The following is a 23,217-nucleotide window of genomic DNA, read 5'->3' as shown; positions in this document are numbered from 1 at the left end:
ATGTCAAGCAACGAAAGTTTTCAGCAATCCGCCGAACGGATCTACCACGACTGGGACGAAGCGCTCAGCAACGACGACGTGGAGGCGCTACTCGCGCTCTACGCCCCCGACGCGGTCTTGGAGAGCCCGGCGGTGCCGTTGACGATGGGCACCGAGACCGGGGTGTGCCGCGGGCACGACGAGTTGCGGCCGCTGCTCGAACGGGTCGCGGCGCGAAAGCCGCCGTTGCGCACCTACTACCGGACCGGCTATCTCACCGACGGCAGCCGGACGATGATCTTCGAGTACCCGCGCGCTACACCCGACGGCGAGCAGATGGATTTCGTCGAGGTCATGGAGATCGCCGACGGCCTGATCCAGCGCCACTGCGTCTACTGGGGCTGGCGCGGCGTCAAGGTCATCCAGGACGACGCGTATCACAAGTGAGCCCAAGGTGATCGCGTAGCGTTTCGCCGCTGTACTCGGTGCGAAACGCGCCGCGCTCCTGCAGGAGCGGGACCACGCGATCGACGAACTCGTCCAAACCATGGGGTGTCAGGTGGGGCACCAGGATGAACCCGTCGCAAGCGTCGGCCTGGATGTAAAGGTCGATCTCGTCGGCGATTCGGGCGGGGGTGCCGACGAACTGCTGCCGGCTGGTGACGGCGATGACGAGCTCGCGGATCGACAGGTTGTCGGCTGCAGCGCGCTCGCGGTAGCGGCGGGCCACCGCGACCGGGTCACCGTGGCGCACCCGCCCCTGGGTGATGTCGCTGTCGACGACCGGATCGAAATCGGGTAGCGGCCCGTCCGGGTCGTGGTCGGAGAGCTCGCGGCCCCACACCTGCTCGAGCATCGCGATCGCCGTCGCGCCGCTGACCTGCTGATAGCGGATGTGGCGGGCCTTCTCCTCCGCCTCGGCGTCGGTGTCACCGATGACGAAGGTCGCCGCCGGAAAAACCTTGAGCCGGTTGGGGTCTCGGCCGTAGGACGTGGCCCGGCCCTTGACGTCGGCGTAGTAGCGCTGCCCGTTTTCCAGCGACGAATGCAGGGTGAACAGGGCATCGGCGTGCCGGGCGCCGAACGCGCGCCCGTCGTCGGAGTCGCCGGCCTGCAGCAGGATCGGATGGCCCTGCGGTCCGGCGGGCAGCGCCGCGAAGCCGCGCACCTCGAACTGCGGGCCGAAGTGTTCGACGCTGTGGATCCGGTCCGGTTCGACGTAGACCCCGGCTTGCACGTCGGCCAGCACGGCATCGGCGTCCCAGCTGTCCCAGAACTGGCGGGCGACGGTAAGAAACTCCTCGGCGCGCACGTAGCGGTCGGCGTGCTCGAGAAATCCGCCGCGCCGGAAGTTGGCGCCGGTGAAGGCGTCCGACGACGTGACGATGTTCCATCCGGCGCGGCCGCCGGACAGGTGATCGAGGGTCGCGAATTGCCTTGCCACTTCGAATGGTTCGTTGAAGGTGGTGTTGATCGTGCCGGTCAGCCCGATCCGGTCGGTGACGCCCGCCAGGGCCGCGAGCACGGTGAAGGTGTCCGGCCGGCCCACCACATCCAGGTCGTAGATGCGGCCGCGGTGCTCACGCAGCCGCAGCCCCTCGGCCAGGAAGAAGAAGTCGAACAGTCCGCGCTCGGCGGTGCGGGCCAGGTGCACGAACGAGTCGAAATCGATCTGGCTGCCCGCGTTGGGATCGGTCCACACGGTGGTGTTGTTGACCCCGGGGAAGTGGGCGGCTAAGTGAATGGGCTTGCGCTGCTTGCCCTCCCGAACGCTCATTCGGCCAGTCCCCATCGTTTGGCGATGAGCTCGTGCGAGCGCAGGCGGTCGGTGTGGCGGTGGGTCACCGAGGTGATGACGAGTTCGTCGGCGTCGGTGGCCCGCTGCAGGGTGTGCAGGCGCTCGGCGACTTCGTCCGGCTTGCCCACGAATTGGGTTGCTATCCGGTCTTTTACCACGGCCAGCTGTTCGTCGGTCAGCGGCGGGCAGTGGTCGGGGTCGGGATACGGGATGGCGCCGCCCCCGGCCCGGATCGAGTAGACCCACTGGCCATAGCTGGACGCCAGGTGTGTGGCGGTGGCGCTGTCGTCGGCCACCACGATGTCGGCCGACACCACGACGTAGGGCCGCGCCAATGCCGCCGACGGCACGAAGGCGTCCCGGTAGGCGTCGATCGCGTCCAGCGCGGTGGCGGGGGTGATGTGATAGCTGGCGACGAACGGAAGGCCCAGCGCGCCGGCCACCTTGGCGCTGCGCCCCTTGCTGCTTCCGAAGATCCACGGCGTGAGCGCCGCGCCCTCGCCGGGCACCGCATGCAGGTCGAAGCCGTCGACTTCGTAGGTGCCCGCGAGCATGGCGATGATGTCGCCGAGTTGATCTTCGAAGTCGGGCGCGACCGCTTCGGGCTGCTGCAGGACGGACATGGTCGCCTTCACCCGGCCGCTGCCCAGCAACCCCCTCAGGTCGAACGGCGGCGGGATCACCACCCCGTCGACCTCGCGCCATTCGCGCGTCGGTTCCGGCCTCGGGGGTCGCGGCCCTTTCGGCTTCGATATTCGTCGCTGGGCCGAGCGGCCCAAGCCGAGGTCGATGCGGCCCGGATAGAAGGCGTCCAGCATGCCGAAGCTCTCGACCACGGCGGCGGCCGTGGTATGGCTGAGCTGCACCGCGCCCGATCCGACGCGAATCGTGTTGGTAGCGGCCGCGATTTGTCCGATCAACACGGCCGGTGCGGCACTGGCGACCGCGACGAAATGATGCTCGGCGATCCAGAAGCGGCGGAAACCCCACTCCTCGGCGCGCTGGGCCAGCTCGATGGTATTGCGCAACGCCGTCGCGACGTCCCCGCCTTCGCTGACTGGAGCGAGGTCCAGGATCGAGATCGGCACCCCGTTCATCGGTTGACCGCCGTGTACCGGTTGACGGCGACCGGCAGGCCGAGGCGCGCGCGCAGCGTTTCGCCGTCCCGATAGCCGTCGCGGAACCGTCCGGCCCGCTGCAGCAGCGGCACCACCTCGTCGACGATCGCCGGAAGGTCGGTGGCGTTGACGGCCGGCCGCAGCCGCGCACCGTCGATGCCCAGCCGTTGCCATTCCACCAGCAGGTCCACCAATTCCATTGCGCTGCCGGCGAAGACGAGCGCATCGGACCGGAAGTCCCCGTTGCCGTCGAACGACACGACCACGTCGGCGAACACCTTCAGCTCGGTGCCGCCCGCCGCGCGCACCTCGCCGAGAATGCCGCGGACCGACGTCTCGTCGGTGGGCGTGACGAAGACAAGATCTGCGGTGGCTGAGGCGAATTCGTACACGGGGCCGGCGTGCGCCAACGCGGCCACCACCGGCTGACCCTGCGGCGGGCGCGGCGTGATCGAGGGCCCCTTGACGGAGAAGTACTTGCCGGCGAAGTCGATGTAGTGCAGCTTGTCCGTGTCGACGTAGCGCCCGGTGGCCACGTCCCGGATGATCGCGTCGTCCTCCCAGCTGTCCCACAATCGCCGCACCACGTCGACGTACTCGGTGGCCTCGTCGAAGAGCGGAATTTGGGACGCGTCGCGCCGGCCGAACAGCGCGGCCTCGTGTGTGGTGACGCTCACCCGCGGTTGCCAACCCGCCCGGCCGCGCGAGACAAAGTCAAGGGTGGCAATGGCTTTGGAGATGTGAAACGGCTCGGTGTGGGTCACCGTGGCGACCGGGATCAGCCCGATGTGGCGCGTCGCCGGCGCGATGCGGGCCGCGATCAACACGGCGTCGCCGCGGCCGGTCAGGCGATCGGGATGAATGCGCTCGCCCCGGCCGATTTGCGGCATCAACGTGTCATCGATGGTGAGGAAGTCGAGCAACCCGCGCTCGGCGGTGGCCGCCAGGTGAGACCAGTAGTCGCCGCTGAGCACCGATGGGGTTTCTGGGTCGGACGCCAGCGTGGAACGCCAGGCCTGCGGGTGCCAGCCGTACCCGTCCAGTGCGACGGCCAGATGCAACGGAACGGTCATGCGGGTCCCCCCGCGAGGATCTTCTCGAACGCGATGGGATGAAACGGTCCCCAGGACGGCATCGGCTCGGCCGGCACCCGGGTGTACCCGGTCGCGTCGTACAGCGCCTCGGCCTCGGGCTGGCGATTGCCGGTGATCAGGTACAGCCGCCGGTAGCCGCGCGTCGCCGTCTCCGCCTCCAGCGCCGCCAGCAACGCCTTCGCGTACCCGCAGCGCCGATGCGCGCGGTCGGTCCAGATCCGCTTGAGTTCGGCCGTCTCGTCGTCGAAACGCCGGAACGCGCCGCCCGTCACCGGCACGCCTTCCAGCACGCCGATCAGCAGGCCGCCGTCCGGCGCGGCCAGCTCCTCGGCCGGCACCGGCAGCCAGGCCAGGTGCGCGCTCGGCGTACCGCCGTATCGCTGCGCGTATTCGACGGCCAGCTCGGCCAGCAGCGGCTGCGCCAGGGGGTCATCCTGGGCGGCGGCTACGAACCGAAGCTGAGAACTGGGCATCACCTAACTGTCTAACGCCTGCTACGTGGATGCATTCCGGCCAGGGCTCAACCGCGCGGCCGGGACCGGGTGGCGGTGACGTACCGCGGGGTGATCGCCTCGTCTTCCGGGCTGCCGCGCCACCGGCCGGCCATTCCGATCGGGGCGAATAAATCCGCGACCTTCCGCTCGACCGTTTCCCAGCCGCGGGCCGCCAGATGCTGGGGAACATAGCGGTATTCGCCTGAATAGGTCAGCCCGGCCAGATCGACGTCCAGCCCCTCCTGGCGCCAGATATCCATAAACGCCCGCCCCTCCTCCAACTGCGTGGGGGTCCACGTGGGCATGTGATCGGCGGCGAGCCGGCTACCGGTAGCGCTGGCCGCCGTGAGTGTTTCGAGTAACCGATTCTGTGCGTCGGGCGCCAGGTACCCAACCAACAGCCCCTCGGCAACCCATACCGTGCGTTGGGAGGCGTCAAAACCCACACGCCGCAGCCCGTCCAGCCAATCCTCACGAAGATCGATGCCGATCGCGCGGCGGTTCGCGGTCAGTTCGGCGCCCAGCCCGCGTAGCACGTCTGTCGTGAAATCCACGATTTCCGGCTGATCGATTTCATACACCGTGGTCCCCGATGGCCACCACAGCCGATACGGCCGGGTGTCCATCCCGCACCCCAGGTTCACCACTTGTCGTATGCCGGCCTTCCCGGCCTCGGCGAGGTATTCGTCCACGAATCGCGTGTGTGCCGCAAGGACATCGATGAGCCCGGTAACTACGGGCGATCTGCCGGCGTCATCGGCGTACCGCTGGTCCTCGATCAACCTGGTGAAGTAATCCACGCCCGCGGCACGAACCAGGTGCTCGGCGAACGGGTCGTTGATGAGCCCCTTGTTGGTGCCCACCGCCCTCGCGACGGCGCCGAACGTCGCGGTCATTCCGACGCCGGTGGCCGGATTCCAGGTGTCGTCGTCGGTCCGTGTCATCGTCGGTTTACGCCGTGCCGCGCGGTCAGCCCGGCGGCGGCTCGCCAACCGAGCAGCAGGACCGCGGTGACCGAGGCCGCGACCAGTACGAAACTCGCCGCCACCCCGGCCGAGCTGGCCTTGCGCAGCAGCATGCCCACCGCCACTGTGCACAGCCACACGACCACCCCGGTGGGAACCACGGCCGTCGGGCGCTGCCAAGCCCGGGACACCAGCCACCCGATGACGGTTCCGGTGAGAAACGGCCATGCCGTCGTCGCGACACCCCCGATGGTGAGCCCTTCGGCGTGGCTGCGGCGTCCGAGGGCGCAGAACACCAGCACAGCGACGACGTCCACGAGCAGGTACGCCATCCTCCGCATGCCGCGAGACTACCGGGTGGCAGGCTGGCCATATGAGCGCCGATTCACCCCCCGCCTTCGACCGATACGACCCGCTCGGCCTCGACGCATCCCTGTCGAGCGACGAGATCGCGGTGCGCGACACCACCAGGAAGTTCTGCGCCGAACACGTCCTGCCCTATGTGGCGGAGTGGTTCGAGATCGGCGACCTGCCGGTCCGCGAGCTCGCCAAGCAGTTCGGCCAGCTCGGGCTGCTCGGCATGCACCTGCACGGCTACGGCTGCGGCGGGGCGTCGGCCGTGCACTACGGCCTGGCCTGTACCGAGCTGGAGGCCGCCGACTCCGGCATTCGGTCGATGGTCTCGGTGCAGGGATCGCTGGCGATGTTCGCGATCTGGAACTTCGGCTCGGAGGAACAGAAGCAGCAGTGGCTGCCCGGCATGGCCGCGGGCGAGCTCCTCGGCTGCTTCGGGTTGACCGAACCCGATGTCGGGTCCGACCCCGCGGCGATGAAAACCACTGCGCGGCGCGATGGTTCGGACTGGGTGGTCAACGGTCGCAAGCTGTGGATCACCAACGGCTCGGTCGCCGACGTCGCCGTCGTGTGGGCCAATACCGACGACGGGATCCGCGGGTTCATCGTCCCCACCAAGACGCCCGGATTCGCCGCGAACACGATTCACCACAAGCTGTCGCTGCGGGCATCGATCACCAGCGAACTGGTGCTCGACGACGTGCGGCTGCCCGCCGACGCGCTGCTGCCCGAGGCAAAGGGGCTGCGGGGGCCGCTTTCCTGCCTGTCCGAGGCGCGCTACGGGATCATCTGGGGCTCGATGGGTGCGGCCCGGGCGGCCTGGCAATCCGCGCTGGATTACGCCACGCAGCGCACCCAATTCGGCCGTCCGATCGCCGGATTCCAGTTGACCCAGGCGAAACTCGTCGACATGGCGGTCGAACTGCACAAGGGCCAGCTGCTGTCGCTGCACCTCGGCCGCCTCAAGGACAGCGTCGGGCTGCGCCCGGAGCAGGTCAGCTTCGGCAAGCTCAACAACACCCGTGAGGCGCTCAAAATCTGCCGGGATGCGCGAACGATATTGGGCGGCAACGGGATATCGCTGGAGTATCCCGTGATACGGCACATGGTCAACCTGGAGTCGGTCCTGACGTACGAGGGCACCCCCGAGATGCACCAACTGGTGCTCGGCCAGGCGTTCACCGGCAGCGACGCCTTCCGCTGATGGCGGCCGGCCGGTAGCCTCGGAAACTATGGCGCTTCGCATTGGCGCGGCTATCGCGGCGGGTGTGCTGTCGCTGAGCGCCGCGGCCGGAACACCCACGGCGACCGCCGATGTCACGCTGCCGGCGATGACGTCCGGCGGGGGCGGAGCGATCATCGGCGGCGGCAACAACGCCGGTATCGCGCAGCAGTTGACGAGCCTGGGGAATCCGAATGTCCAAGAGGTGGACGGCTCGGACGCGGCCCAGTTCATCACGGCGGCCGCGGCGGTGAGCAACGCACAGCTCGCCGCACCCTTCGGGCTGTTGCGCCGGGCGCTTGCCTGCCAGACCAACAACGCCGGATTCGGGGCGCGCGCCTACCGACGCAACGACGGCCTGTGGGGAGGGGCGATGCTCGTCGCCGCGAAGAGCACCGCCGGCAACGTCGACGCCCTTGCGAGTTGCGCCAAAACGAATTGGCGCAGGCCGACGACCGGCAACCAGACGTCGATGTGCGACAACGGCTGGACCACGCCGAACTCCTTCGAAAGTCGGGGCGGAGAAGCCTATTACATCTTGCTCGCCGGTACGGCGAACGACTTCTGCAATCAGCTCAACGGCAAGTACAAGACGAACGCGGGCCCCTGGCCCTTCTAAGTCGTTGGCTAGTCGGGCTTCAGGTGTCGCCACCAGCAGGACAGGTACAGCAGCATCGAGCCGACCAACGCGACGATGACCCAAAGCACGACCGAGACATCGATCCAGGACCCCAGCGGCGGTGAGTCCGGAAGGGCATTGCGCAGCGGTATCACCGCAAAAAGCATTGCGGCTCACCAGGTTGTCATCGGCGGTTGGAAATGTCGCCGGTCACGCGCCGTCTGGGCCGCGACCCAGACACCTACTTTCGAAGTTGACCGTCACCGCGGTTCCTCCGGCAGCGGGCTGACCTTGAGTAAGTTCAATGGGACAGCCACAACCGGACCTCGCGTAGAGCGTCATCGTGGTGATATAGGCCGCAACGAACAGTGTAAGGGCGCGATGGGTCTGTTCGGCGCAGTACCCCTACGCCACAAGCGCTTTCGGTATCCGCGCTAAAAGGGCGGTGGGTCGGCCGCCATTCGGGCTTCGTTGATGCCGCGTTCCCAACCGATGCGGGCGGCGCGGTCGGCGGCGCGAGTTCGTCGTCGCAGCGGCATCATGATTCCGCGGTTGTGTTGCGGCGCCGGCATGCCGGCCGGCAGGGTCAGCGTCCCGGTCGGGACGGCTAGCGCCGGAAAGAGCACAGCGCCAAACGGTTTCGTGGTGTACGTGCGACCGGAAGGAGACGTCCACACCACGGTTCCGTCCGGCAACTGAAGATCGCGCCACTCGCTGTAGAAGGTCTTGAGCAGATGGTGGTGGCGGCACAGAAGTTTGAGGTTCGACGGGTGGGTGGGACCGAGCGGAAACGGCACGGTGTGGTCGATATCGCAGACCTCAGCCGGCGCGTCGCAACCGGGGAATCGGCATGTCAGATCGCGAAAACGGACGAATTCGGCCAACGCCGCAGAGGGTCGGTAACCGGCTTCGGACTTCGGCTGCGCAATCGGCAGCGATTTGATCTTGGCGGAAGGAGCCAGATCGCGCAGCAGCGGCGCCGGCACAGCGCCGAACCCTGGCAGGTACGCCGGAGTTTGCGAGTCGCCATTGACCGCCGCCTCTTCGGCTAGCACATGAATGACAACATGGGTGTTCGGATCCCGTTGCGCGGCCGTGCAATCCACCGCACCGCAGTGGCAGCGCAGCCCCTCCAGCCCGGCGGCCAGCGCACCGAGCGCGTCGGCGCGCCGCTGCTTTTTGGTCCGCGGGTCGTCCCGGCAGACGGTATCGGCCAGCTCGTCGAGGGCGCGATCCAACGCGGCCCCGTCGGTGGAGTGCAGCTGCGCATAGAACCCGGCGAGCCCGGGAGCCGCGGGCAGAAACTCGACATAGCGATCGTCGCTGCGCTGTCGGGGCACCCGCAGACCGGCCGGGTCGAAGCGGGCCACCCACATATCGACACGTTCGACCAACTTGCGCTCCGAAAATTGCATCCACCGTCGGGCATGCTGAGCCAATGCGGCGTCCAGCCCTGCGATCACCTCGGCATCCTCGATCAATTCGGTGCGAGACACGACCGTTGTGATCAACCGCAAATCGACATCTCCGCGCGCGAACACCTCTGCAACCCGGGGCAGGCGCTCCCGCAACGCAATCGCGTAGCGCAGCCGACCCGCAGCCCGGCCACGGCTGATACGCATCGCCGCGGCCACCTCGGCCACCACGTTGTCGTGTCCGTCGACGGCCCAGTTGAACCGGTCGGCATCGTCGGCCGGGGCCCGGCGCGCGTACAGCTCGCCGATCGCCGCCAACTCACGCGCGCACTCGGCGTTCTGCGCGCGTGCCGCGGCGGTGATGGCATCCACCACGGCGCCGTCGTCCATTTCTTCGAACATGTGTTCGATTATAGAAGGTGCTTCCGACAACACACAGCCCGACGAATCGCACGTGGTGCTTCCTACCTTCGATCGCCATCAGAATGACGACGAGCGCCTCAGGAAGTTTGCCAGTGGAGATGCGACCTGTGCCGAGGCGACACGGGATCGCTATCGGGCCTCGGGCCGCCGCAGTGTAGTCGGGCCGCGGAATGGCCCGGCAGCCGATATGGGTTCGGGCGATGGAGGGTTTGCGGCATCTGGAGTTTGACGCGGTTGGGGAGTGTTGACGAACTGGCCTCCGTCGATCCGGGCGGGTCGCATACTGATGCCTGAGATGTGTTTTGGCTGCCGCGTGGCGTAGGCGGCGGGGGGTGTGGTGCCAGAGTCGATGGTTGGTGGTAGCGCCGCGGGTTGGCCGGGACGGGCCGGGTCGCGGTTTGGGCATTATCTGCTGCGCCGGCTGTTGGGCCGGGGCGGGTTCGGGGAAGTGTATGAGGCCGAAGACACCGTGATGGATCGGATGGTGGCGTTGAAGCTGATGGCGCCTGCTTACTCGGGTAACTCGGTGTTTCGGCAGCGGTTGTACCGCGAGGCACGCACCGCCGGGCGCCTGCATGAGCCGCACGTGGTGCCCATCCACCACTGCGGGGAGATCGACGGACAGCTGTTCATCGATATGCGTTTGATCGAGGGCACCGACCTGCAGGCCGTGCTGGCGGCTGATGGGCCGCTGCAGCCGGCGCGGGCCGTGGCGATTGTGCGCCAGATCGCCTCCGCGCTGGATGCCGCGCACGGCGCGCAGGTGATCCACCGTGACATCAAACCGGCCAACATTCTGCTAACTGGTGAGGATTTCGCCTGCCTGGTCGATTTCGGTTTGGCGAATGCGGCCACCGACGCCAAGTTGACCAGCTCGGGCACCACGATCGGAACGTTTGCCTACATGGCTCCCGAGCGGCTGGGTAACACCGAAGTGGATCACCGCGCCGATGTGTACGCGCTGACGTGTGTGCTCTATGAGTGTTTGACTGGCTTCCCGCCATATGCCAGCGGGGACCTGCCGGCGCTGATCACCGCGCACCTCAGCGCGCCGATCCCGCGCCCCAGCGAGGCACGACCGCAGGTCCCGGCTGGGTTTGATGACGTGATTGCGCGTGGCATGGCCAAGAACCCGCAGGATCGCTATGCCAGCGCTGGTGAGCTCGCCCGCGCCGCCCACCACGCATTGACCGCAGTGGGCCAAGACCACGCCGACACCATCCTGGCCAGCACCGAGGCCGCGGCCGCCGGTGAACCCACCCAGGCCGCCCGCCCAGTCAAGCCTCCCGCCCGGCGCAAAAACCGTGTCGCCACCGCCGCAGGGGTTGTCGGGGTGGTTGTCGCGCTCCTCATCATCGGCGCGATGGCCTTGCTGGTGCACGACAACGCGGGGCCGCCCCCGACGACCACGACCCCCGCCACCACTACGACCAGCATGACCACCCCGACCACCGCGCCTCCGGTCGCCGCTGAGGCGCTGCAGGGGTTGTGGCTCAGCCCCGAACAAATCAACAGCGCGGTGGGCTCCACCAAGATGACGGTCGCGGCAACCTCCGCCGCGATGAACGACGCCAGCGCCCAAGTGGCCGACAAGGCCTGCCTACCCGCGCAGGGCCCGGCGCAAGCCACGGTTTACGAGGGCAGCGGGTGGAGCACCGTGCGCGAACAGGGCCTACACGAACCGGGCAATTTCAGTCATTTCGTCCTTCAGGCTCTGGTGTTGTTTCCTTCCGCGCACGACGCGGATGCGTTCTTCGCCTCCTCCGCCCAACGATGGCCGGCGTGCTCAGACCGTCGATACACGGTGACCCAGCCAGGCGTACCCGATACGGAATGGACTGTGGGGCCGGTATCTAGCAGCAACGGCACCCTGAGCGTCACCAAGACCGGCAGGGCCGCCGGGGCGACGGTGACCTGTCAGCGGGCGCTGACCGTGGCCAACAACGTCGCCGTCGACGTCGGCGTGTGTAGCAACAACCTGTCTGACGCTCAGTCCAACTCCGCGGTGAACGTCGCTCGTCAAATCGCCGCCAAAGTTGCCGCTTAGCAGCAACCGGGCGCACAACGTTTGCGCGCCATGTCGGTGGCCAGCGCGCAAACGGAGTGAGCTGGGACCAGGCACCCGACGGAGGTTCGAACGTCGCATTTCACCAACGGTTTTCAGCGCCAGAAGCCGCCAATGCCTCAACGCCGCCTAACAAACAACCCTCGACATCAATATTGATCGCAGGTCACGTTCGTCACGTCATAGGGTGGGTATGCGCTGCGAAGGCGAAAGGGGTAGCTATGTCACGCCATCGCGTGGTCATCATCGGAAGCGGATTCGGCGGCCTGACCGCGGCCAAGGCGCTCAAACGGGCCGACGTGGACATCACGCTGATCTCCAAAACGACCACGCACCTGTTCCAGCCGCTGCTGTATCAGGTGGCGACGGGGATCCTGTCCGAAGGCGACATCGCCCCGACGACCCGGCTGATCCTCCGCAAGCAACAGAACGTCCGCGTGCTGTTGGGTGAGGTCAACGCCATCGACCTCAACGCGCAGACCGTCACGTCGAAGTTGATCGACATGGAGACCGTGACCCCGTACGACAGCCTCATCGTCGCTGCGGGCGCGCAGACCTCGTACTTCGGCAACGACCAGTTCGCCACCTTCTCGCCCGGCATGAAGACCATCGACGACGCCCTGGAGCTGCGCGGCCGCATCCTGGGCGCGTTCGAGGCGGCCGAGGTCGCCACCGACCCGGCCGAGCGGGAGCGGCGCCTGACCTTCGTGGTCGTCGGCGCCGGGCCGACGGGCGTCGAGGTGGCCGGACAGATCGTCGAACTCGCCGAGCGCACGCTGGCCGGGGCTTTTCGCACCATCAAACCCAGCGATTGCCGGGTGATCCTGCTCGACGCCGCCCCGGCGGTGCTCCCGCCGATGGGAAAGAAGCTGGGCCTCAAGGCGCAACGCCGGCTGGAGAAGATGGATGTCGAGATCCAGCTCAACGCGATGGTGAGCGCCGTCGACTACAAGGGCATCACCATCCGGGACAAGGACGGCGGCGAACGGCGCATCGAATGCGCCTGCAAGGTATGGGCGGCCGGAGTGCAGGCCAGCCCGCTGGGCAAGATGATCGCCGACCAGTCCGACGGAACCGAAGTCGACCGCGCCGGGCGGGTGATCGTGGAACCCGATCTCACCGTCAAGGGGCACCCGAACGTCTTCGTCATCGGCGATCTGATGTCGATGCAGGGCGTGCCCGGGATGGCGCAGGGCGCGATCCAGGGCGCGCACTACGCCACCACGGTGATCAAACACGGACTCAAGGGGCAGGACGACCCGCCAAACCGCAAACCGTTCAAGTACTTCGACAAGGGCAGCATGGCGACGGTGTCGCGATTCAGCGCCGTGGCGCAGGTCGGCAAGCTGGAGTTCGGCGGCTTCATCGCGTGGCTGGCCTGGTTGGTGCTGCACCTGTATTACCTGATCGGCCACCGCAACCGCATCGCGGCCATGTTCGCCTGGGGCATCTCCTTCCTGGGGCGCACCCGCGGTCAGATGGCCATCACCAGCCAGATGGTCTACGCCAGGGTGGTGACGAACTGGATGCAGGCACACGCGGAGGAAGGGGCGCTGGCCGCGGCCGAGCGCGCCGATGCCGCCGAAAGGCAAGCGGGCTAGCTCAGCGCCCGGTCGATGTCCGCGATCAGGTCGTCGGCGCCTTCCAGCCCGACCGAGATGCGGACCACGTTGTCGCCCAGCCCGATCGCGGCGCGGCCCTCGGGACCCATCGCCCGGTGCGTCGTCGTCGCCGGGTGGGTGACAAGCGATTTGGCGTCGCCCAGGTTGTTGGAGATGTTGATCAGCTGCAGCTTGTCCAGCACGTCGAAGGCCCGTTGCTTGGCCGCGCTTTCCGCACAGTCGAGCGCGAACGTGACCACGGTGCCGCCTCCGGTCATCTGACGTTTGGCCAGATCGTACTGAGGGTGTGACGTCAGATAGGGATAGCGCACCCAGCTCACCGCCGGATGAGACTCCAGGAATTCCGCGATCCGCTGCGCCGACGAATTGGCATGTTCGACGCGAATCGCCAGCGTCTCAAGGCCTTTCAGCAATACCCAGGCGTTGAAGGCGCTCATTGCCGGACCGGTGTGGCGCATCAGCTTCTGCACCGGACCGTCGATGTACTCCTTTTCGCCAAGGATGGCGCCACCCAGCACCCGGCCCTGACCGTCGATGTGCTTGGTGCCCGAGTACACCACCACGTCGACTCCCAGCGGAATGCCCTGCTGTAGCAGCGGCGTGGCAAACACGTTGTCCAGCACCACCTTTGCCCCGGCGGCGTGGGCCAGTTCGGTGACGGCGGCAATGTCGACCAGCGACTGCATCGGATTCGACGGCGTCTCGAAGAACACCGCCGCGGTGGGCACCGACAGCGCCCGCTCCCACTGCGCGAGGTCGTCGCCGTCGACGAACACCGTCTCTACGCCCCAACGCGGCAGGATCTCGTTGCACACCACGAAGCACGACCCGAACAGGCTGCGGGAGGCGACCAATCGGTCCCCGGCGGCCAGCAGCGCGCCCAGCGAGGTGAACACGGCGGCCATGCCGCTCGCGGTGGCGAATGCCGCGGGCGCCCCTTCGATCAGCCGCAACCGTTCCTCGAACATGGACACGGTGGGGTTGCCGTATCGGGAGTACACGAAGCGGTCGATTTCGCCGGTGAACGACTTCTCCGCGTCGGCGGCCGACTCGTAGACGTAGCCGGACGTCAAATACATTGCCTCGGCGGTTTCGTCGAATCCGGACCGCAGGATCCCGCCGCGTACCCCGGTGGTGGCCTGGCTGACTCCGTCCGGCAGCGGCTGGGGAATGCGGACCGACGGAACGTCGGTCATAACTGCTTCCAGGGCAATCCTATTGCCCGCCAACCTGTTTCGCCACGATGGCCGTGAGCGTTGAGATGACCTTCAAAGCCGTCCAGCACGTTGTAGGCCGGGGTGATGCCGACCTCGGTCGCGACCTCGGCGGCTCCGATGGAGCGGTTGCCCGAGCGACACAGGAATACCACCGGCCGCTCTTCGCCGTCCGCTGCGGGCGGGATGTGGTTCCGCAGTTCGGCCGCGAAGTTCTCGTTGCGCGTCCCGTCGGTCGTATTCCACTCGATGTACACCACGTCCCGGCCGAGGCTGGACAGGTCGGGCACACCGACGAACCGCCATTCGGCATCGGTGCGTACGTCGACCAGCACCGCCTGGGGGTTGTCGCTGAGCATCTTCCATGCCTCGAGCGGCGTGATATCTCCTGCGTAGCTCACCCGCGTGAGTCTCGCATATTCACCGCCGTCGCCACCTGTCGGGCGCGGTCCCGCGCGACGGCCACGGCCGGCGCTGTGGCGAGCGCCACACCGAGTTGGCGCGCCGCACCCGCGGGTGGGCCGAACACCAGGAGATCGCCTTCCGGAACCGCGAGCGCGCCGCTGAGCGCGTCGGCGCCGGGAAACCCGCCCCCGTCGGTCCGCGGGATCGGGTGGGCGGCACCCGGCGAAATCATGATCGTGTCCACCGGCAGACCGAGAATGGCGCGTGCCTGCAGATCGAACACCGAAAGCCGCTGGGTGCGCAGGGTTACCCAGGCGCTCTGCCGCGGGTATGTGGTGACGTCGTTGAAGTACACCTCGTCGCCGTTGATCATCAATTCGACGCCGAAGACCCCGCGCCCACCGAGCGCCTTGACGATGCGCGCGGCGACGGATCTGGCGGCGTCCATAGCGGCGCCGCTCATTTCTTGGGGTTGCCAGGATTCCAGCAGGCCGGCCTCGGCGCGGCGATGACCGATGGGCGGGCAGAACTCGATCACCGGCCCGCGCGCGCCTTCGCTGCGCACCGCGAACAGGGTGACGTCGAATTCGATCTCGACCACCGCCTCGGCCAGCACCCGCGGTTGTGCATGACCGCCCGCGGCGCGCCGCCAGGCGGGCCCGATGTCGTCGGGTCCGTCGACCATCGATCGTCCCGGGCCCGCCGGCCCCCTGACGGGTTTGACCAGCAGCGGATACCCCGCGTGCGCGGCCACCGCCTCGAGCTCGCCGACCGATCCGGCGAACCAGAACGGCGCCGTGGGCAGGCCCAGCTGGTCGGCGGCCAGCCGGCGCAGGCCCTCACGGTCGGCGGTGAGCCGCACGGCGCGGGCGCTGGGCACCGCTTCGGCGAGCTCGTTGTGGGTCCCGGTGGCCAGGGCGTCGAGGGCATCGACGGAGACCGCCTCGGCGGCGGTCACCACGAAGTCGGGTTGCAGCCGCAGGAAGGCCGCCGACAGCTCGTCGGAGTCGGTCATGGCGATGACGACCGATTGGTCGGCGACCCGGTGCGCGGGTGCACCCGCATAACCGTCGACCGCGATCACCTCGGCGCCCAGCCGCCGCAAGGCGATCGTCAGCTCCCGGCCGAGCTCGTCGGAACCCAGCAGCATCACGCGGGGCCGCACGTCGCCGTCCGCGCCGGCGCGCGATTCGCCAGTCTGCGGGGCCACCACGATCGCCGACGTTTTGTCGTCGTCGGCGGGTCCGTGGGTCAAGCCGTCAGTCACTGCACAAGGATAGGTCGGCGGCGCAAAAGCGCTGCTCAGGGCTGGCCCGGCAGCAACCGCACCATCAGGCCGGTGCCTTCGGCCAACACCGCGTCATCGCCGTCGACCAATTCGGCGGACACGAACGCCTTGCGTCCCTCGGTTCTGGTGACGCGCCCGCGCACCACCAACGGCGTATCGATCGGGGTGATTTTGCGGTAGTCGACGTGCAGGAAGGCCGTCCGGCTGATCGGCCGTCCCGCGGCGTGCGAAATCATCCCGAACATGTGGTCAAACAGCAGCGGCAGCACACCGCCGTGCACCGCGTGGTTGCCGCCGACGTGGAACCTGGTGAAATAGCCCGTCATTTCGACGCCGTCGGGCGCATACCGCGTCAACGTCCACGGCGGCAGCAGCAGGCTGCCCATGCCGGGCAGGTCGGGCGTGCGCCCGGCCGGCGCCTTGCCTTCGTCGGCTTCGAACGGGCCCAGCAGCTCCACCAGCGCCGCGGCCCGATCGGCCGCGTCGTCCCAGACACCGTCACCGGGGTCGGCGGACACGGCAAGGTCCTGCAGCCGGCGCATGGACTCCACGAAGCGGCCGAATCCGGCGCCGGGGCTGGCCGGGCCGTATTCCGGAAAGCCACCGTGATGCTCGTATTCGGGGTCGAGTTCTTTGGGGTCCGCGTCCGTCACGGGCGGGCCGCCAGGATGTCGCGGCGCACGATCGTCTGGTCGCGTCCGGGACCGACGCCGATACACGAAACGTGTGCTCCGGCAAGCTCTTCCAGGCGCAACACGTAGTCACGGGCCTTGGCGGGCAGGTCGTCGAACTCGCGCGCTGCCGAGATGTCCTCCCACCAGCCGGGCAGCTCCTCGTAGATCGGTTCGGCGCGGTGCAGATCGCTTTGGGTCATCGGCATTTCATGAGTCTCGGTGCCGTCGATCCGGTAGCCGACGCACACCGGCACCGTCTCCAGGCTGGACAGGACGTCGAGTTTGGTCAGGAAGTAGTCGGTGATGCCGTTGACCCGGGTGGCGTAGCGGGCGATGACCGCGTCGAACCAGCCGCAGCGCCGGCGCCGCCCGGTGGTGACACCGAATTCGCCGCCGGTCTTCGAGAGGTATTCGCCGTTCTCGTCGAACAATTCGGTGGGGAACGGGCCGGAGCCCACCCGTGTGGTGTAGGCCTTGAGGATGCCGAGCACGGTGGTGATCCGCGTCGGGCCGATCCCGGATCCGACGGCCGCACCGCCCGCCGTCGGATTCGACGATGTCACATAGGGATACGTGCCGTGGTCGACGTCGAGCAGCGTGCCCTGCGAGCCCTCCAGCAACACCGTTTCGCCGGCTTCCAACGCGGCGTTGAGCAACAGCCGGGTGTCGGCGATGCGGCGCCGAAATCCGTCGGCCTGGCCCAGCAGGACGTCGACGACGTGGTCCGCCTCCAGCGCCTTGCGGTTGTAGACCTTGACCAGGATCTGGTTCTTGAGTTCCAGCGCCGCCTCGACCTTGTGCGACAACAGCTCCGGGTCGAGCACGTCGGCGACCCGGATTCCCATGCGGGCGATCTTGTCCTGATAGCAGGGCCCGATGCCACGGCCGGTGGTGCCGATCTTCTTGTTGCCCATGTAGCGCTCGGTGACCTTGTCGATGGCGACGTGGTAGGGCATCAGCAGGTGCGCGTCGGCGGAGATCAACAGCTTGGAGGTGTCGACCCCGCGGGCCTCGAGGCCCTTCAGCTCGTCGAGCAGCACACCGGGGTCGACGACCACGCCATTGCCGATCACATTGGTGACGCCCGGCGTCAACACCCCGGACGGGATCAGATGCAGCGCGAAGTTCTCACCGGTCGGCAAGACGACCGTGTGCCCGGCATTGTTGCCACCCTGATAGCGCACCACCCACTGCGCGCGCCCACCAAGCAGGTCGGTGGCCTTACCTTTGCCCTCGTCGCCCCATTGGGCGCCGATGAGGACGATTGCCGGCATGACATGCTCCCACCTGGTCTCGCCTGCTTATTGTGGTCCAGCCGGTGACCTACCCTATCCCAGCGATTTGCGAGGAGTGTCGTGAACACGGCCGATACCACGCCCGGTGTGGCGGTGTTGGTGTTCGGCGACGCGCGGGTGCCCGGGCGGCTCAACGGCCTGCCGATCCGCCGAGCCGACGGCCCGGCCGACTCGGCCGCCATCGACGAGGCGATCGGTCCGCACCGACGGCTGGTGGTGGTCGGTGGCGACGCCGACCTGGCCGCGGTGCTCACCCGGCTGCTGCGGGCGGAACGGCTCGACGTCGAGGTGGCGTACGTGCCGCGCCGGCGCACCGCGGCGACCCGGGTCTACCGGCTGGCGGCCGGACGCCGCGCGGCCCGGCGCGCCCGGCGCGGAACGGCCCGGCGGGTGCCGCTGATCCGCGACGAGACAGGTTCGGCGATCGTGGGCCGGGCCAGCTGGCGACCCGCCGAGGACCGGGAGCCCCTGCACGGCGAGGCCGTCGTCGATGACACTGCGCTGTTCGACGGCGACGTCGCCGGCCTGGACATCGAGCCGACGCTGGCGGTCCCGGGACTGCGGGCCAGGACTCAGGGCGGCCGATGGATTACCGGTCGCGCCGTCCAGCTGGGCAGCACGGGCGTCGTCGTCGTGCGCGACGGTGTTCCGGCGCCCCGGGCCGCGCGCCGGTCGACGTTCTACCGCCACGTCGAGGGGTGGCTGCTGGTCCGGTAGTCACATTTCGGGTCCGCGCGGTGTCGTTGTTGTATGCGTGCCTTCGGTTATTGGACGACGACCGGCCTGCTCGCCGCCGAGTGTTTTGTGGGCGGAGTGATGGGCGCCTTACGCCTGCAACCGTTCAAGGGCGTTGTGACGCATCTGGGCTATCCGCCGTACTTCATGACCATCCTCGGCGTCTGCTACGTGGCGGCAGGCGTCGCGCTGCTGGCGCCGCGCCTGCCCCTGGTCAAGGAATGGGCGTACGCGGGCCTGATGTTCATCTACCTCGGCGCGACGGCCTCCCACATCTGGGCCGGCGATGACGCCAAGACGCTGGTGGGTCCTGTCATTCTCGTGGGGCTGGCCGTCGCCTCCTGGGCGCTGCGCCCACAGCGGCGGCGCGTGGCGGTCCGGTAGTTTCGATCGGTGAGCTTTCCCAGGGTGCACGAATCGGTGCGCCCCAGCCCGATCTTCTTGGCCCTGCTCGGATTGACCACGGTCGGCGGCGTGCTGGCCTGGCTGGCCGGGGCGACCGTGCGTCCGCTGGCCTACGCCGGGGTCTTCACCTTTGTGATCGCCGGCTGGCTGGTGTCGCTGTGCCTGCACGAATTCGGGCACGCGCTGACCGCCTGGCGCTTCGGCGACCACGACGCCGCGGTGCGCGGCTATCTGACACTGGATCCGCGGCGCTACAGCCATCCCGGGCTGTCGCTGCTGCTGCCGATGGTGTTCATCGCCCTGGGCGGGATCGGCCTGCCGGGCGCCGCGGTGTACCTGCGGACGGGGTTCATGACGCCCACGCGGCGCACCCTGGTCAGCCTGGCGGGCCCCGCGGCCAACCTGCTGCTGGCGATCCTGCTGTTGACGCTCACCCGGTTGTTCTTGGACCCGAACCATGTGGTGCTGTGGGCCGGCGTCGCGTTCCTCGGCTTCCTGCAGATCATGGCCGTCGTGCTGAACCTGCTGCCGATCCCGGGCCTGGACGGCTACGACGCCCTGGAGCCACACCTGAGCCCCGAGACCCAGCGCGCGGTGGCACCCGCCAAGCAGTGGGGAATCTTCATCCTGCTGTTCGTGCTCCTGGCGCCGGTGCTGAACCAATGGCTCTTCGGGATCGTGGGTTGGCTGTTCGATCTCTCGGGCGTGCCCCACATGCTGGCGGCCGCCGGCAACTCCCTTACCCGGTTCTGGAGCCGCTGGTTCTGACGCTTGCAATACATGCGCAATCACGCATATATTGCATTTCCATGGGCGCCGGTCACAACCACACCCCTGCCGAGGCAGACGCGTCGCGGATGATCCCCCGCATGATCATGGCCGCGGCAATTCTGGCGGCCTTCTTTGTCGTGGAGTTGACGACGTCGCTGCTGATCAATTCGATCGCGTTGCTGGCCGACGCCGGCCACATGCTCACCGACGTGGTGGCCGTGTTCATGGGCCTGGCCGCCGTCATGCTGGCCCGCCGCGGCAGTTCGTCGCCGGCGCGCACGTACGGCTGGCATCGCGCCGAGGTATTCACCGCGGTCGCCAACGCCGGGCTGCTGATCGGCGTCGCGCTGTTCATCCTCTGGGAGGCCGTCCGCCGGCTGCGGGACGCGCCGTCGATCCCAGGCGTGCCGATGATCGTGGTCGCGCTGGCCGGCCTGGCCGCCAACTTCGTCGTGGCGCTGCTGTTGCGGTCCCACTCGTCGCAGAGCCTGGCCGTGCGGGGCGCCTACATGGAGGTCGTCGCCGACACGGTCGGCAGCCTGGGCGTCCTGATCGCCGGCGTGGTCACCGTCACCACGCACTGGCCGTACGCCGACGTGGTGGTCGCGGTGTTGGTCGCGCTGTGGGTGCTGCCCCGGGCCATCTCCCTGGCCCGCGACGCGCTCCGGATCCTGTCCGAATCGTCGCCGGTCCACATCGACGTCGAGGAGCTGCGTTCGGCCCTGCACGCCGTCGACGGCGTGACCGAAGTGCACGACCTGCACGTGTGGACGCTTTCGCCCGGCAAGGACATGTGCACCGCGCACTTGACCAGCACCGCCGACTCGGCCCGGGTGCTGCAGGACGCGCGAGCGGTGTTGTCCGCGCGCGGGCTGCACCACGCCACGGTTCAGATCGACGGCCCGGGCGGCAACGGCGACTGCTCGGACGGCTGCTAGAGGCCGAGCGCCGCGCGGGCGGTGGGATCGCAGTCGTCGAGCAGATCCAGGCAACGCGCGTACTCGTCGGTCTCGCCGATCGCGTCGGCGGCGCGCGCCAGCGCCGCCACACATCGCAGGAAGCCCCGGTTGGGCTCGTGCGAATACGGCACCGGCCCGAAACCCTTCCAGCCGTTGCGGCGCAGCTGATCCAGGCCCCGGTGATAACCCGTCCGCGCATACGCGTAGGCCGTGATGGCCTTGTCGTCCGCCAGCGCCTCCTCGGCCAGCGCCGCCCAGGCCACCGACGCCGACGGATGCGCGGCGGCGACGATGCCCGGGTTCTCCTTGGCGAGCAGCGCGGCCTCGGCATCGCTGTCAGGAGGCAACAGAATTGGATCAGGTCCCAGAAGATCACCCATCGGCGTCATGTCGTCTATTCTGCCGTCATGGCCAACGCACCCGAGCCCGACCGCGGCGGCGCGCCGAACCGGCCTGGGTCCGAGCCGCCGGAATCCCGGAGCGACCCGGCCGACGAGTGGGCCGCGGAGCCCGGCGAAGAGCAACCCGAGGGCCAGCCCCTGATTCCCAACGACGCCGAGACCGAGACCGTGGTGATCAACAAACCCGACCCGGCCGGCGCCCCGGAGAATCCGGAGGGCCAGCAGCGCGAACGTCGTTTCACCGCACCGGGATTCGACGCGAAAGAGACAGCGATCATCGCCACCACCTCCGAGCCCGCCACCGAGGTCTTCGCATCGCCGCCGACGACCCCGGTGACAACTCCCCCCGCCGGCCCGCCGCCGAAATCGGCCGTACCACAATCAATTCCACCGCGCGACGGGGAAAAGGTCCGGACATCAAGGCAATTCAACTGGGGATTGGTGCTGGCGCTGATCGTCGTGGTGTTGGCGTTGGCGGCGATCGCGATCCTGGGCACGGTGCTGCTGACCCGCAGCAAGCACTTGAAGGTCTCGCCGGAGGATCAGGTCCGCCACACCATCCAGGACTTCGACGTCGCCGTGCAGCGGGGCGATCTGACGGCGCTGCGCAGCATCACGTGCGGCACCACCCGCGACGGGTATGTGGACTACGACGAGCACGCGTGGGCCGAGACCTACCAGCGCGTCTCGGCGGCCAAGCAATATCCGGTGATCGCCAGCATCGACCAGGTGGTGGTCAACGGCCAACACGCCGAGGCGAACGTCACCACCTTCATGGCCTACGACCCGCAGGTGCGCTCGACCCGCAGCCTGGACCTGCAATACCGCGACGACAAGTGGGAGATCTGCCAGTCCCCCAGCGGCTAGCTGACGGACTTCCCGGCGCAGTGCAGGTCGTTGCAGGCCTCGATGACCCGCTCGGTCATCGCGGCTTCGGCCTTCTTGAGGTAGCTGCGCGGGTCGTAGACCTTCTTGCTGCCCACTTCGCCGTCGACCTTGAGGACGCCGTCGTAGTTGGTGAACATGTGCCCGGCAATCGGGCGGGTGAACGCGTACTGGGTGTCGGTGTCGACGTTCATCTTCACCACGCCGTAGCGCAGCGCCTCCTCGATCTCGGACTTCTGCGAGCCCGAGCCGCCGTGGAAGACGAAGTCGAACGGCTTGGCGTCCTCGGCTAACCCGAGCTTGGCCGCCGCCACCTTCTGCCCCTGGGCCAGGATGTCGGGGCGGAGCTTCACATTGCCCGGCTTGTACACGCCGTGCACGTTGCCGAAGGTCGCGGCCAGCAGGTACTTGCCGTGCTCGCCGTGGCCCAGCGCGTCGATGGTCTTCTCGAAGTCGTCCGGGGTGGTGTAGAGCTTGTCGTTGATCTCGTTGGCCACACCGTCCTCTTCGCCGCCCACCACGCCGATCTCGATCTCGAGGATGATCTTGGCGGCCGCGGCCTCTTTGAGCAGCCCCTGCGCGATTTCCAGGTTCTCGTTGATCGGCACCGCGGAGCCGTCCCACATGTGTGACTGGAAGAGCGGGTCCTTGCCGGCGGCCACCCGCTTGGCCGAGATCGCCAGCAGCGGCCGCACGTACGTGTCCAGCTTGTCCTTCGGGCAGTGATCGGTGTGCAACGCGACATTGATCGGGTATTTGGCAGCGATGCTGCGAGTGAACTTGGCCAGCGCCACCGCGCCGCTGACCATGTCTTTCACCCCGAGCCCCGACGCGAACTCCGCGCCTCCGGTAGAGAACTGGATTATGCCGTCACTACCCGCGTCGGCGAAGCCTTTGATGGCGGCATTGACGGTCTCCGAGGAGGTGCAGTTGATGGCCGGGAACGCGTACGAGTTCTCCTTGGCACGGCCCAGCATTTCGGCGTAGACCTCGGGCGTTGCGATAGGCATGCGGTAA

The 23,217-nt window shown here is 67.9% G+C and carries 24 protein-coding genes and 1 pseudogene; 10 read left to right on the top strand and 15 right to left on the bottom strand.

All coding sequences use genetic code 11. The features are described from left to right. Complete coding sequence (locus A5745_RS03730; protein ID WP_076115141.1) at nucleotides 1–426, top strand: nuclear transport factor 2 family protein; 426 nt, start codon at nucleotides 1–3, stop codon at nucleotides 424–426. Here A5745_RS03730 and A5745_RS03725 read toward each other — a convergent pair. The 6 genes from A5745_RS03725 to A5745_RS03700 are packed head-to-tail and all read right to left on the bottom strand — an operon-like array spanning nucleotide 398 to nucleotide 5,789. Continuing rightward, nucleotides 398–1,756: an NtaA/DmoA family FMN-dependent monooxygenase gene (locus A5745_RS03725; protein ID WP_076115140.1), complete on the bottom strand. Its 1,359-nt coding sequence runs from the start codon at nucleotides 1,754–1,756 to the stop codon at nucleotides 398–400. The two genes, A5745_RS03730 and A5745_RS03725, sit on opposite strands and share 29 nt — an antisense overlap. Beyond that, on the bottom strand, nucleotides 1,753–2,874 hold the full coding sequence (locus tag A5745_RS03720; protein ID WP_076115139.1) for an LLM class flavin-dependent oxidoreductase: 1,122 nt from the start codon (nucleotides 2,872–2,874) through the stop codon (nucleotides 1,753–1,755). The genes A5745_RS03725 and A5745_RS03720 overlap by 4 nt, the downstream gene beginning before the upstream one ends. After that, entirely contained in the window at nucleotides 2,871–3,968 is a 1,098-nt protein-coding gene (locus A5745_RS03715; protein ID WP_076115138.1) for an LLM class flavin-dependent oxidoreductase, read from the bottom strand. Before A5745_RS03715 ends, A5745_RS03720 begins: the two co-directional genes overlap by 4 nt. Then, complete coding sequence (locus A5745_RS03710; RefSeq protein ID WP_076062711.1) at nucleotides 3,965–4,462, bottom strand: GNAT family N-acetyltransferase; 498 nt, start codon at nucleotides 4,460–4,462, stop codon at nucleotides 3,965–3,967. The genes A5745_RS03715 and A5745_RS03710 overlap by 4 nt, the downstream gene beginning before the upstream one ends. Nucleotides 4,463–4,509: 47 nt before the next feature. Further along, on the bottom strand, nucleotides 4,510–5,427 hold the full coding sequence (locus A5745_RS03705) for an SAM-dependent methyltransferase (protein WP_076062713.1): 918 nt from the start codon (nucleotides 5,425–5,427) through the stop codon (nucleotides 4,510–4,512). After that, complete coding sequence (locus A5745_RS03700) at nucleotides 5,424–5,789, bottom strand: DUF3054 domain-containing protein (protein ID WP_076115137.1); 366 nt, start codon at nucleotides 5,787–5,789, stop codon at nucleotides 5,424–5,426. The genes A5745_RS03705 and A5745_RS03700 overlap by 4 nt, the downstream gene beginning before the upstream one ends. Nucleotides 5,790–5,821: 32 nt before the next feature. On the opposite strand from A5745_RS03700, the gene A5745_RS03695 reads away from it, so the two are divergent. Together A5745_RS03695 and A5745_RS03690 are read left to right on the top strand one after the other, a co-directional pair. Then, nucleotides 5,822–7,006 (top strand): acyl-CoA dehydrogenase, encoded by a 1,185-nt coding sequence (locus tag A5745_RS03695; protein WP_076115136.1) that lies wholly within the window; start codon nucleotides 5,822–5,824, stop codon nucleotides 7,004–7,006. 28 nt (nucleotides 7,007–7,034) lie between these two features. Further along, complete coding sequence (locus A5745_RS03690; protein ID WP_076115135.1) at nucleotides 7,035–7,643, top strand: hypothetical protein; 609 nt, start codon at nucleotides 7,035–7,037, stop codon at nucleotides 7,641–7,643. Nucleotides 7,644–7,651: 8 nt separating this feature from the next. On the opposite strand, the pseudogene A5745_RS03685 reads toward A5745_RS03690, so the two are convergent. Continuing rightward, a pseudogene (locus A5745_RS03685) lies at nucleotides 7,652–7,888 on the bottom strand (DUF4436 family protein); the annotation flags it as partial. Nucleotides 7,889–8,077: 189 nt separating this feature from the next. Further along, on the bottom strand, nucleotides 8,078–9,460 hold the full coding sequence (locus A5745_RS03680; RefSeq protein WP_076115134.1) for an HNH endonuclease signature motif containing protein: 1,383 nt from the start codon (nucleotides 9,458–9,460) through the stop codon (nucleotides 8,078–8,080). A gap of 370 nt (nucleotides 9,461–9,830) precedes the next feature. Between A5745_RS03680 and A5745_RS24200 the strand changes: the two genes are divergently transcribed. Both A5745_RS24200 and A5745_RS03670 read left to right on the top strand, forming a co-directional pair. Beyond that, a complete protein-coding gene (locus tag A5745_RS24200; protein WP_076115167.1) occupies nucleotides 9,831–11,528 on the top strand; it encodes a serine/threonine-protein kinase PknH/PknJ in 1,698 nt (565 codons plus the stop codon). A gap of 239 nt (nucleotides 11,529–11,767) precedes the next feature. Continuing rightward, the gene (locus A5745_RS03670) at nucleotides 11,768–13,147 is read left to right on the top strand and encodes an NAD(P)/FAD-dependent oxidoreductase (RefSeq protein ID WP_076062721.1); all 1,380 of its coding nucleotides are present in this window, start codon (nucleotides 11,768–11,770) and stop codon (nucleotides 13,145–13,147) included. On the opposite strand, the gene A5745_RS03665 is transcribed toward A5745_RS03670, so the two are convergent. From A5745_RS03665 to A5745_RS03645, 5 genes are read right to left on the bottom strand one after another with little or no spacing between them, the layout of a single operon-like run. Beyond that, nucleotides 13,144–14,364 carry an O-succinylhomoserine sulfhydrylase gene (locus A5745_RS03665; protein ID WP_076115133.1) on the bottom strand — a complete coding sequence of 407 codons (1,221 nt, stop codon included), beginning with the start codon at nucleotides 14,362–14,364 and terminating at the stop codon, nucleotides 13,144–13,146. The two genes, A5745_RS03670 and A5745_RS03665, sit on opposite strands and share 4 nt — an antisense overlap. Continuing rightward, the gene (locus A5745_RS03660; RefSeq protein WP_139329434.1) at nucleotides 14,361–14,783 is read right to left on the bottom strand and encodes a rhodanese-like domain-containing protein; all 423 of its coding nucleotides are present in this window, start codon (nucleotides 14,781–14,783) and stop codon (nucleotides 14,361–14,363) included. Before A5745_RS03660 ends, A5745_RS03665 begins: the two co-directional genes overlap by 4 nt. Continuing rightward, nucleotides 14,780–16,054 carry a formate-dependent phosphoribosylglycinamide formyltransferase gene (purT, locus tag A5745_RS03655; RefSeq protein ID WP_076115132.1) on the bottom strand — a complete coding sequence of 425 codons (1,275 nt, stop codon included), beginning with the start codon at nucleotides 16,052–16,054 and terminating at the stop codon, nucleotides 14,780–14,782. The genes A5745_RS03660 and purT overlap by 4 nt, the downstream gene beginning before the upstream one ends. 35 nt (nucleotides 16,055–16,089) lie before the next feature. Continuing rightward, nucleotides 16,090–16,728: a PaaI family thioesterase gene (locus A5745_RS03650; protein WP_076062726.1), complete on the bottom strand. Its 639-nt coding sequence runs from the start codon at nucleotides 16,726–16,728 to the stop codon at nucleotides 16,090–16,092. Then, nucleotides 16,725–18,023 carry an adenylosuccinate synthase gene (locus A5745_RS03645; protein ID WP_076115131.1) on the bottom strand — a complete coding sequence of 433 codons (1,299 nt, stop codon included), beginning with the start codon at nucleotides 18,021–18,023 and terminating at the stop codon, nucleotides 16,725–16,727. Before A5745_RS03645 ends, A5745_RS03650 begins: the two co-directional genes overlap by 4 nt. Nucleotides 18,024–18,104: 81 nt before the next feature. On the opposite strand from A5745_RS03645, the gene A5745_RS03640 reads away from it, so the two are divergent. The 4 genes from A5745_RS03640 to A5745_RS03625 are packed head-to-tail and all read left to right on the top strand — an operon-like array spanning nucleotide 18,105 to nucleotide 20,893. Next, nucleotides 18,105–18,761 (top strand): peptidase M50, encoded by a 657-nt coding sequence (locus A5745_RS03640; protein WP_076115130.1) that lies wholly within the window; start codon nucleotides 18,105–18,107, stop codon nucleotides 18,759–18,761. A 33-nt stretch (nucleotides 18,762–18,794) separates the two neighbouring features. Next, nucleotides 18,795–19,163, top strand: coding sequence for a DoxX family protein (locus tag A5745_RS03635; RefSeq protein ID WP_076115129.1), 369 nt, complete (start codon nucleotides 18,795–18,797; stop codon nucleotides 19,161–19,163). A 9-nt stretch (nucleotides 19,164–19,172) separates the two neighbouring features. After that, the gene (locus A5745_RS03630; protein ID WP_076115128.1) at nucleotides 19,173–19,952 is read left to right on the top strand and encodes a site-2 protease family protein; all 780 of its coding nucleotides are present in this window, start codon (nucleotides 19,173–19,175) and stop codon (nucleotides 19,950–19,952) included. Between the two features lie 41 nt (nucleotides 19,953–19,993). After that, a complete protein-coding gene (locus A5745_RS03625) occupies nucleotides 19,994–20,893 on the top strand; it encodes a cation diffusion facilitator family transporter (RefSeq protein WP_076062735.1) in 900 nt (299 codons plus the stop codon). Here the strand turns inward: A5745_RS03625 and A5745_RS03620 are convergent. Further along, nucleotides 20,890–21,303, bottom strand: a complete 414-nt coding sequence (locus tag A5745_RS03620; RefSeq protein ID WP_076115127.1) for a DUF3151 domain-containing protein — start codon at nucleotides 21,301–21,303, stop codon at nucleotides 20,890–20,892. The two genes, A5745_RS03625 and A5745_RS03620, sit on opposite strands and share 4 nt — an antisense overlap. A gap of 18 nt (nucleotides 21,304–21,321) precedes the next feature. Between A5745_RS03620 and A5745_RS03615 the strand changes: the two genes are divergently transcribed. Continuing rightward, the gene (locus tag A5745_RS03615; protein WP_076115126.1) at nucleotides 21,322–22,182 is read left to right on the top strand and encodes a hypothetical protein; all 861 of its coding nucleotides are present in this window, start codon (nucleotides 21,322–21,324) and stop codon (nucleotides 22,180–22,182) included. Here A5745_RS03615 and fbaA read toward each other — a convergent pair. After that, on the bottom strand, nucleotides 22,179–23,210 hold the full coding sequence (gene fbaA, locus A5745_RS03610) for a class II fructose-bisphosphate aldolase (protein WP_076115125.1): 1,032 nt from the start codon (nucleotides 23,208–23,210) through the stop codon (nucleotides 22,179–22,181). The genes A5745_RS03615 and fbaA overlap by 4 nt on opposite strands. Nucleotides 23,211–23,217 lie beyond the last annotated feature (7 nt).

It is taken from the genome of Mycobacterium sp. IS-2888, assembly GCF_001954215.1.
Taxonomy (GTDB): domain Bacteria; phylum Actinomycetota; class Actinomycetes; order Mycobacteriales; family Mycobacteriaceae; genus Mycobacterium.
Note: the sequence above shows the minus strand (reverse complement) of the source record. Positions and strands in the feature narration are given on the sequence as shown.